Origin of the sequence: Sphingomonas sp. CCH9-F2, from assembly GCF_001556735.1 — a bacterium.
Lineage (GTDB): Bacteria > Pseudomonadota > Alphaproteobacteria > Sphingomonadales > Sphingomonadaceae > Sphingomonas > Sphingomonas ginsenosidimutans.
In genome coordinates, this window is sequence record NZ_LSJO01000675.1 from 1 (window position 1) to 8,727 (window position 8,727).

At 70.1% G+C, this 8,727-nt stretch carries 7 protein-coding genes; 5 read left to right on the forward strand and 2 right to left on the reverse strand.

Annotation, left to right across the window (positions count from 1 at the left end):
• Positions 1-201: 201 nt before the first annotated feature.
• Together serA and AX685_RS19215 are read right to left on the reverse strand one after the other, a co-directional pair.
• Positions 202-1,779: a phosphoglycerate dehydrogenase gene (gene serA, locus AX685_RS19210; RefSeq protein WP_066491609.1), complete on the reverse strand. Its 1,578-nt coding sequence runs from the start codon at positions 1,777-1,779 to the stop codon at positions 202-204.
• Between the two features lie 142 nt (positions 1,780-1,921).
• The gene (locus AX685_RS19215) at positions 1,922-3,073 is read right to left on the reverse strand and encodes a phosphoserine transaminase (RefSeq protein ID WP_066491611.1); all 1,152 of its coding nucleotides are present in this window, start codon (positions 3,071-3,073) and stop codon (positions 1,922-1,924) included.
• A 212-nt stretch (positions 3,074-3,285) separates the two neighbouring features.
• On the opposite strand from AX685_RS19215, the gene AX685_RS19220 reads away from it, so the two are divergent.
• The 5 genes from AX685_RS19220 to AX685_RS19240 form a co-directional block, all read left to right on the forward strand.
• Complete coding sequence (locus tag AX685_RS19220; RefSeq protein WP_082741098.1) at positions 3,286-3,906, forward strand: extensin family protein; 621 nt, start codon at positions 3,286-3,288, stop codon at positions 3,904-3,906.
• A 45-nt stretch (positions 3,907-3,951) separates the two neighbouring features.
• Positions 3,952-4,830: an LOG family protein gene (locus tag AX685_RS19225; RefSeq protein WP_066491615.1), complete on the forward strand. Its 879-nt coding sequence runs from the start codon at positions 3,952-3,954 to the stop codon at positions 4,828-4,830.
• Positions 4,831-4,913: 83 nt separating this feature from the next.
• A complete protein-coding gene (locus AX685_RS19230) occupies positions 4,914-7,391 on the forward strand; it encodes a circularly permuted type 2 ATP-grasp protein (protein WP_066491617.1) in 2,478 nt (825 codons plus the stop codon).
• Positions 7,391-8,332, forward strand: a complete 942-nt coding sequence (locus AX685_RS19235) for a transglutaminase family protein (protein WP_066491618.1) — start codon at positions 7,391-7,393, stop codon at positions 8,330-8,332. Before AX685_RS19230 ends, AX685_RS19235 begins: the two co-directional genes overlap by 1 nt.
• 21 nt (positions 8,333-8,353) lie before the next feature.
• Positions 8,354-8,727 (forward strand): DnaJ domain-containing protein (locus AX685_RS19240; RefSeq protein ID WP_156445941.1); only part of this gene is annotated, 374 nt, incomplete at its 3' end.

Consider the following 8,727-nt stretch of genomic DNA (forward strand, 5'->3'; position numbering starts at 1 on the left):
GGGAGCCACAGCCGCGTTTCCGGCTCGGTCATCGCACGCCGCATCCTTCGCGCGCGGTCCAGGAGGAGGGGGGCGGTTTGCATCGGCTCGGACCATCACTGACCGTGGCGTGCGCGGCAACCCCTCTCCCAACCCTCTCCCCACAGGGGAGAGGGTTGGGAGAGGGGCAGGTGTCTCACCGAGACCACCGCCCCCCAACCATCAGAACGACAGCGCCATCGCCGTCTTCACCCCCGGCAGCGCCTTGACCTTCGCCAGCAGCGCGGCGTCGACCGTCTCGTCCACCGACAGCAGCAGCACCGCCTCGCCGCCGGCTTCGCGCCGGCCCAGGTGGAAGGTGCCGATGTTGACCCCCGCCTCGCCCAGCAGCGTCCCGATACGGCCGATGAAGCCGGGCGCGTCCTCGTTGACGACATAGATCATCGGCCCGACGAGGTCCGCCTCCACCTTGATCCCGAACAGCTCGACCAGCCGCGGCGCGCTGTCGCTGAACAGCGTGCCGACCACCGACCGTTCGCCATCGGCGGTGCGCACCGCGACGCGCAGCAGCGTGTGGTAATCGCCCTCGCGCTCGGTGCGAATCTCGCGCACCTCGACGCCGCGGTCGCGCGCCAGCACCGGGGCGTTGACCATGTTCACCGTCGCGGTCTGCGTCCCCAGGAAGCCCTTGAGCACCGCGCTGGTGATCGGCTTGGGGTTCAGCTCCGCCGCCGCGCCCTCGCGATGGATCGAGATGCGGTCGATCGCGCCATGCGCCAGCTGCCCGACCAGGCTGCCCAGCTTCTCCGCCAGCCCCATGTACGGGCGCAGCTTGGGCGCTTCCTCCGCCGACAGGCTCGGCATGTTCAGCGCGTTGATGACCCCGCCGGAAACGAGGTAATCGGCCATCTGCTCGGCGACCTGGATCGCGACATTCACCTGCGCCTCGGTGGTCGATGCGCCCAGATGCGGGGTGGAAATGAAGTTCGGCGTGCCGAACAACGGCGATTCCTTCGCCGGCTCGGTCACGAACACGTCCAGCGCCGCGCCGGCGATATGCCCGGAATCGAGTCCTTCCTTCAGCGCCGCCTCGTCGATCAGCCCGCCGCGCGCGCAATTGACGATCCGCACGCCCTTCTTGGTCTTGGCGAGGTTTTCCGCCGACAGGATGTTGCGCGTCTGGTCGGTGAGCGGGGTGTGCAGCGTGATGAAGTCGGCGCGCGCCAGCAGTTCGTCCAGCGTCACCTTGGTCACCCCCAGCTCCACCGCACGCTCCTCGGTCAGGAACGGGTCGAACGCGACAACCTTCATCTTCAGCCCCAGCGCACGGTCGGCGACGATCGAGCCGATGTTGCCCGCGCCGATCAGCCCCAGCGTCTTGCCGGTCACCTCGACGCCCATGAAGCGGTTCTTCTCCCACTTGCCCGCCTGCGTCGAGGCGTCCGCCTCCGGCAGCTGGCGCGCCAGCGCGAACATCAGCGCGATGGCATGTTCGGCGGTGGTGATCGAATTGCCGAACGGCGTATTCATCACCACCACGCCCTTGGCGCTGGCGGCGGGGATGTCGACATTGTCGACGCCGATCCCGGCGCGGCCTACCACCTTCAGGTTGGTGGCGTGCTCCAGGATCTCCTTGGTCACCTTGGTCGAGCTGCGGATGGCGAGCCCGTCATACTCGCCGATGATCGCCTTCAGCTCCTCGGGGGTCTTGCCGGTGATCTCGTCCACCTCGACCCCGCGTTCGCGGAAGATCTCGGCAGCGCGCGGATCCATCTTGTCGGAAATCAGTACCTTGGGCATGGGAATGTCTTTCGTGGAAAGTGCTGGCTCCCTCTCCCCCGCGGGGAGAGGGCTGGGGAGAGGGGCGGTGTCTCACCGAGACCAGCGCCCGAGGCGCCCCCTCATCCAACCCTCTCCCCGCCGGGGAGAGGGCTAGAACGGATCAGGCGGCCTTCGCGGTCGCGTAGGCCCAGTCGAGCCACGGACCCAGCGCCGCGATATCCGCGGTATCCACCGTGGCGCCGCACCAGATGCGCAGCCCCGGGGGCGCATCGCGATAGCCGCCGATGTCGAACGCGGCGCCCTCGGCCTCCAGCAGCGACACCATCTTCTTGATGACGGCCTCGTCCGCATCCACCGTCAGGCACACGCTGGTCTTCGACCGCGACGCGGCGTCCTGCGCCAGATGCCCCAGCCAGTCGCGCTCGGCGACGATCGCGTCCAGCGCCGCGGCATTGGCGTCGGACCGCTTGATGAGGCCGCCGGCACCCAGCCCCTTGGCCCATTCCAGCGCCCAGATCGCATCCTCGACCGTCAGCATCGACGGCGTGTTGATCGTCTCGCCCTTGAACACGCCCTCGGTCAGCTTGCCCTTGGAGACGAGGCGGAACACCTTCGGCAGCGGCCAGGCGGGGGTGTAGCTTTCCAGCCGCTCGACCGCGCGCGGACCCAGGATCAGCACGCCATGCGCGCCCTCGCCGCCCAGCACCTTCTGCCAGCTGAACGTCGCGACGTCGATCTTGTCCCACGGCAGGTCGTAGGCGAACACGCCGCTGGTCGCGTCGGCGAAGCACAGCCCCTCGCGATCCGCGGCGATCCAGTCGCCGTCGGGCACGCGCACGCCGCTGGTGGTGCCGTTCCAGGTGAACAGCACGTCGTTCGACCAGTCGACCCGGGTCAGGTCGGGCAGCTGGCCGTAATCGGCGCGGATGACGATCGGGTCGATCTTCAGCTGCTTGACCGCGTCGGTCACCCAGCCCTCGCCGAAGCTTTCCCACGCCAGCGCGGTGACCGGGCGCGCGCCCAGCATCGTCCACATCGCCATTTCGAACGCGCCGGTGTCGGAACCGGGGACGATGCCGATGCGGTGCGTGTCGGGCAGGTTCAGCAGGTCGCGCATCAGGTCGATGCAATATTGCAGCCGCTGCTTGCCCAGCTTCGAGCGGTGCGAACGCCCCAGGACGTCGGTCGCCAGCTTGGCGGGGTCATAGCCGGGGGGCTTGGCGCACGGGCCGGAGGAAAAATGCGGGCGCGCCGGCCGGGTGGCGGGCTTCGCGGGCGCAAGGGTGGCGTCGGCGGCAATCGAATCAGTCATGTCAGACTCTCCTCACAGAGAGCACGCGCGGCGTTGGGACCGCGTGGCCCGTCGACCGCCCTAGCGGCCAATCGCGCCCTGTCAACCACCAGACGTCAACCATCTGCCGCGCCCCCCGACCCTTCCGTCACCTCGGACTTGTTCCGGGGTCCACCATGCCGCAAGCGATGCGGATGAGGGGTCATCGGAACCGCGCCGGCACGACGATCGCGATGGCCCTGGCCCTCGCCGCCTGCGGCCGGGTCGAGCGCCCCGTCCCGCAGGCGCCGCGGGCGGAGGTCGCCGGGCCGTCGCTGCGCGAAACCGCGCAATGCCATGCCGACCTGCGCGCGCTGGGCGTCGATTTCCAGCCGCTGCCCGACCGGCAGATCGCGCCCGGCTGTGCGCTTTCCGGCACGGTCAAGCTGCTCGACATCGGCGTGCCGACCGCCAATCTGGGCGCGGTGCGCTGTGGCGAGGCGCGCGCCTATGCCGCCTGGGCGCGCAACGGCGTCGCGCCGGCAGCGTATCAGATCCTGGGATCGCAGCTGTCGCGCATCGTCTCCATGGGGAGCTATGCCTGCCGCAACACCGTCGGCACCGCCGGCCCGGCGCGCCGTTCGGGCCATGCCATCGCCAATGCGATCGACATCGCCGCGTTCGAGCTGAAGGACGGGCGGCGGATCTCGATCCTGTCGGACTGGAACTCCCCCGATCCGCAGGTGCGCCGCTTCCTCGCGACGATCCGCACCTCCGCCTGCCGCCGCTTCGGCACCGTCCTCTCGCCCGACTATAACGAGGCGCATCGCGACCACCTGCATCTGGAGGACGACGGCAAGGCGTTCTGCCGGTGAGGGCGCCGTCTTGCGGGCGTCACGAAGCGTGACTACACCCCCCGGATGACAGAAACCCGCGTTCCCAGCCGCGTCTTCCCCGCTGCCAAGCAGGATGCCGACGCCGCCGCCCACAACATCTCCACCCCGCAGACCGAAAGCCCGGCCTATCGCCTGGCGTTCCAGGACATGGACTTCCTGCTGCGCGAGGATCTGCGCCCGGTCCGCTTCCAGCTGGAGCTGCTCAAGACGCAGCTGATCCTTGAGGAGGCGCATATCGGCTCCACCTTCGTCTTCTACGGTTCGGCGCGCATCCCCGAACCGGCCAAGGCGCAGGCGCTGCTCGACATGGCCACCGACGACAAGAGCCGCCGCATCGCCGAGCGGCTGGTCGCCAAGAGCAAATATTACGACATGGCCCGCGAACTGGCGCAATTGTGCTCGAACTTCCCGCGCGACGAAGCGGGGCGGCGGCACTTCGTCGTCTGTTCCGGCGGCGGCCCGTCGATCATGGAGGCGGCCAACCGCGGCGCGGCGGACGTGCACGCCGAATCGATCGGCCTCAACATCGTGTTGCCCCACGAACAGGCGCCCAACCCCTACGTCACCCCGTCGCTGTCGACGCAGTTCCACTATTTCGCGCTGCGCAAGATGCACTTCCTGCTGCACGCGCGCGCGCTGGCGGCGTTTCCGGGCGGATTCGGCACCTTCGACGAATTGTTCGAACTGCTGACGCTGATCCAGACCGGCAAGGTCGCGCCGATCCCGGTGCTGCTGTTCGGCCGTGAATTCTGGGAGCGCGTCGTCAATTTCGACGCGCTGGTTGAGGAAGGCGTGGTGTCCGAACGCGACCTGGGTATCTTCCGCTACGTCGACAGCGCCGCCGAGGGCTGGGCGGTGGTGCAGGAATTCTACCGCGAGCGCGACGAGAAGGCCGCACGCTGACGATCGCAGGCGCCACCCCCCGGTAAAGCCTTTGTGTTGCACCGCAACGTCCCCTAGAGTCGCGCGGCCAAGCGATAGAGGGGATGGAGTTGGCGACACAGGCCGCGCTGTTCGATGCCGGGACGCACGCGCGCCGCTGGGCGGACGGCTATGCGGCCGCCGGCACCGGGGCGGACGTGTTCCACGATCCGGGCGACGCGGCGTGGCTGGCGATGCTGGAGGAACTGTCCGCGGTCGCCGGCGACGATCTGTCGCACGCGCGCGAACGGGTGCAACGCCACGCCGCCGACATCGGCACCGGCTTTCGCATCATCGGGGAGGAGGCGGAGCGCCCCTGGCCGCTCAGCCCGGTGCCGCTGCTGATCGACGATGCCGAATGGGCGACGATCGAACGCGGCGTGGTGCAGCGCGCCGAGCTGCTCGAAACCATCCTGCGCGATCTCTACGGCCCCGCCCATCTGGTCGCGCGCGGGCACCTGCCCGCCACGCTGGTCACCGGCAGCCCCTTCTACCTGCGCCCGCTGGTGGGCGTGACGCCGCCGGGCGGCTGCCACCTGCATTTCGTCGCGATCGACCTGGGGCGCGGGCCATCGGGCGAATGGCGCGTGCTCGCCGATCACCTGCGCACCCCCACTGGCGCGGGCTATGCGCTGGAAAACCGGCTGGCGGTCAGCCGCACGCTGGGGGGCTTGCAGGGACGGCTCAACGTGCGCCGCCACGCGCCGTTCTTCGCGGCGTTCCGCGACGGGCTGGCCGCGTCGTGCCGGCGCAGCGACCCGCGCATCGGGCTGCTGACGCCGGGGCGCTACAATCCCAGCTATGCCGAACAGGCGCATCTGGCGCGCTATCTCGGCTTCCTGCTGGTGGAGGGCGACGATCTCGCCGCGCTGGAGGACAAGCTCTACGTCCGCACGATCGGCGGGCTGAAGCGCGTCGATGCGCTGTGGCGGCGGCTCGACCCGCGGCTGCTCGATCCGCTGGCGTTCGATTCGCATTCGCGGATCGGCGTGCCGGGCCTCATCGACAGCTGGGCGGAAGGTAACGTGGTCATCGCCAACGCCCCCGGTTCGGGGGTGCTGGAAAGCACCGCGTTCGGGGCCTTCCTTCCGCAGCTGGCGACGCGGCTGACCGGCGCGGACCTGATCCTGCCCAATATCGCCACCTGGTGGTGCGGCCAGCCGGCGGAGGCCGAGCATGTCGCCGCCGAACTCGATTCGCTGCTGCTGTCGTCGGCGTTCGGCGCGCGCACGCTGGGGCTGCCGGCCGACGGCGCGGTCGCCGGCGCGGAACTGACCCGCGAACAGCGCGCCGCCTTCCTCGACGACCTCACCCGCCGGCCGCAGGATTATGTCGGGCAGGAAGTGGTGCGGCTGTCGTCGATGCCGGTGGTGATCGGCGACCGGCTGGAACCGCGCCCGTTCACGCTGCGCGTGTTCGCCGCGCGCGACGGCGACGGCCGGTGGCAGGTGATGCCCGGCGGCTTCGCGCGTATCGGCGAGCATCCCGATCCGCGCGCGGCGGTGCTGGGCGAGGGCACATGGTCCGCCGACGTGTGCGTCTTCGGCAGCGATCCGGTGCCGCAGACGTCGCTGCTCCCCGCCGCCGATTCGCTCCACGTCCGCCGCAACCCCGGCACGCTGCCCAGCCGCGTCGCCGACAATTTCTACTGGCTGGGCCGCTATCTGGAACGTGGCGAGGCGTTGCTGGCGGCGATCCGCGTGATGCTGGGCAATTCGATCGACGCCGATGCCGGCGCGGCACTCGGCACGCGCACGGTCGGCGCGCTGGTCGATGCGATCGTCGGCGTCGGTGCCGCGCCCCGGCCCGACAGCCTGCGCCGCCACGATCTGACGCAGATGGCGCGCATCGCGATGGAATCGCCCGACTGGCAATCGGTTGCGACCATCAACGGTCATGCGCAGCGGATCGCGGCGGGATCGCGCGACCGGCTGTCGGCGGACATGGTGCGGCTGCTCGACGCACCCTTCCCGACGCATCGCGGGATGCTCGACCGCGCCGGCTCGCTCCAGCGCCGCTATGCCGCGATCGCCGGCCTGTCGGCCGAGCATATGGGCCGCACCGCCGCGTGGCGCTTCCACGATCTGGGGCGGCGGATCGAACGCGGCACCGCGATCACGCGCGCTGCGCGCGCGTTCGGGCTGGCGGGGGCGTCGGTAGACGATCTGTCGACGCTGCTCGATCTCGCCGACAGCCAGATCAGCTACCGCCAGCGCTACCTGACCGGGATCGCGCGCGTGCCCGTCGTCGACCTCACCGTCCTCGATCCCGGCAATCCGCGCGCGCTGGCGTTCCAGGTGGAGGCAATCCGCGACCATCTCGCGCGGCTGCCGGTGCTCGACGACGACGGCATGGCCGAACCGCAGCAGGTGGAGGCGACCGGCCTCTGCGCGCTGGTCGCCACGGCGCAGGCCAGCACGCTCGACGCCGCGACGCTGGGCGAGGTGGAGCGCCGGCTGATGCGCCTGTCCGATGCGATCGCGCACCGTTACTTCCTGCGCGGGGCCGAGCCGCTACGCGCCAGCGGCCTGACGCTCGCCTGATGCGCTACGATATCCGCCACATCACCCGCTTCGACTATGGCAATGCGGTCAAGTTCGCGCGCTGCAACCTGCGGCTGAAACCAATCGACTGGCCCGGCCAGCGGCTGGAGACCTACGACCTGACCGTCGAACCGTCCGGCCGTGCGATGCCCGCGCGCGCGGAGGCGGGGCTGGCGCACGTCACCCGACTGGTGGTCGACCAGCCGGTGCGCCGCTTGACGATCGAAAGCCGCGCGCAGCTGACGGTCGACCGGCTGGTGCCCGTGCCCGACGCCGCCGATCCGACGCTGGCGGAGGTCGCGCGGATGGCGCGCGCCTCGGCCGACATTTCCGCCGCCGGTCCCGCGGCCTATCTCTACCCCTCGCCGTTGATCCCGCTCGACCGCGCGATCGCCGAATATTGCGCGGCGGACCTGTCGCCGGACCGCAACGCGCTGGAGGCGGGGATCGCGCTGGCGCGCCGCATCCAGAACGATTTCGCCTTCGATCCCGCCGCCACCCTGGTCGACACCCCGCCGCATGAGGCGTTCCGCCACCGCCGCGGCGTGTGCCAGGATTTCGCGCAGATCATGATTACGGGCCTGCGCGCCGCCGGCCTGCCTGCCGCCTATGCCTCCGGCTATATCCGCACCATCCCGCCGCCCGGCGAGGCGCGACTGGTCGGCGCCGACGCCACCCATGCCTGGGTACTGCTATGGTGCGGCCCGGCGCGCGGCTGGGTCGGGGTGGATCCCACCAACGGCATCTGGATGGCGGGCGACCATGTGATCGTCGCGATCGGCCGCGACTATGCGGAGATCGCGCCCGTCGACGGGGTCGTCCTCGGCTCCGGCGCGCAGTCGATGGAGGTCAGCGTCGACGTCGCCCCGATCGAGGAAGCCCCCTCGGCACCGCCGATACACGACGATTGCGCCGCGCCCGTGGTGGCCCCACATAGCTAGGTAGTAACAACCGGGGACATTATGGCCGATCCTTATGCGACGCTGGGCGTGGCGCGCGGCGCCAGCGAAGCGGACATCAAGAAGGCGTATCGCAAGCTCGCCAAGGAACTGCATCCCGACCGCAACAAGGACAATCCGAAGGCGTCGGAACACTTCTCGCAGGTGACGTCCGCCTACGACCTGCTGACCGACAAGGACAAGCGCGCGCGCTTCGACCGCGGGGAAATCGACGGCGACGGCAATCCCACGGCCCCGTTCGGCTTCGGCGGCGGCGGCGGTCCGCGCCCCGGCGGCGCAGGCGGCGGCGGTTTCCGCTCGCAGGGGTTCGAATTCGGCGGCGAGGGCGCCGACATGTCGGATATCTTCGAGGGGCTGTTCGGCGGGCGCACCGGCGG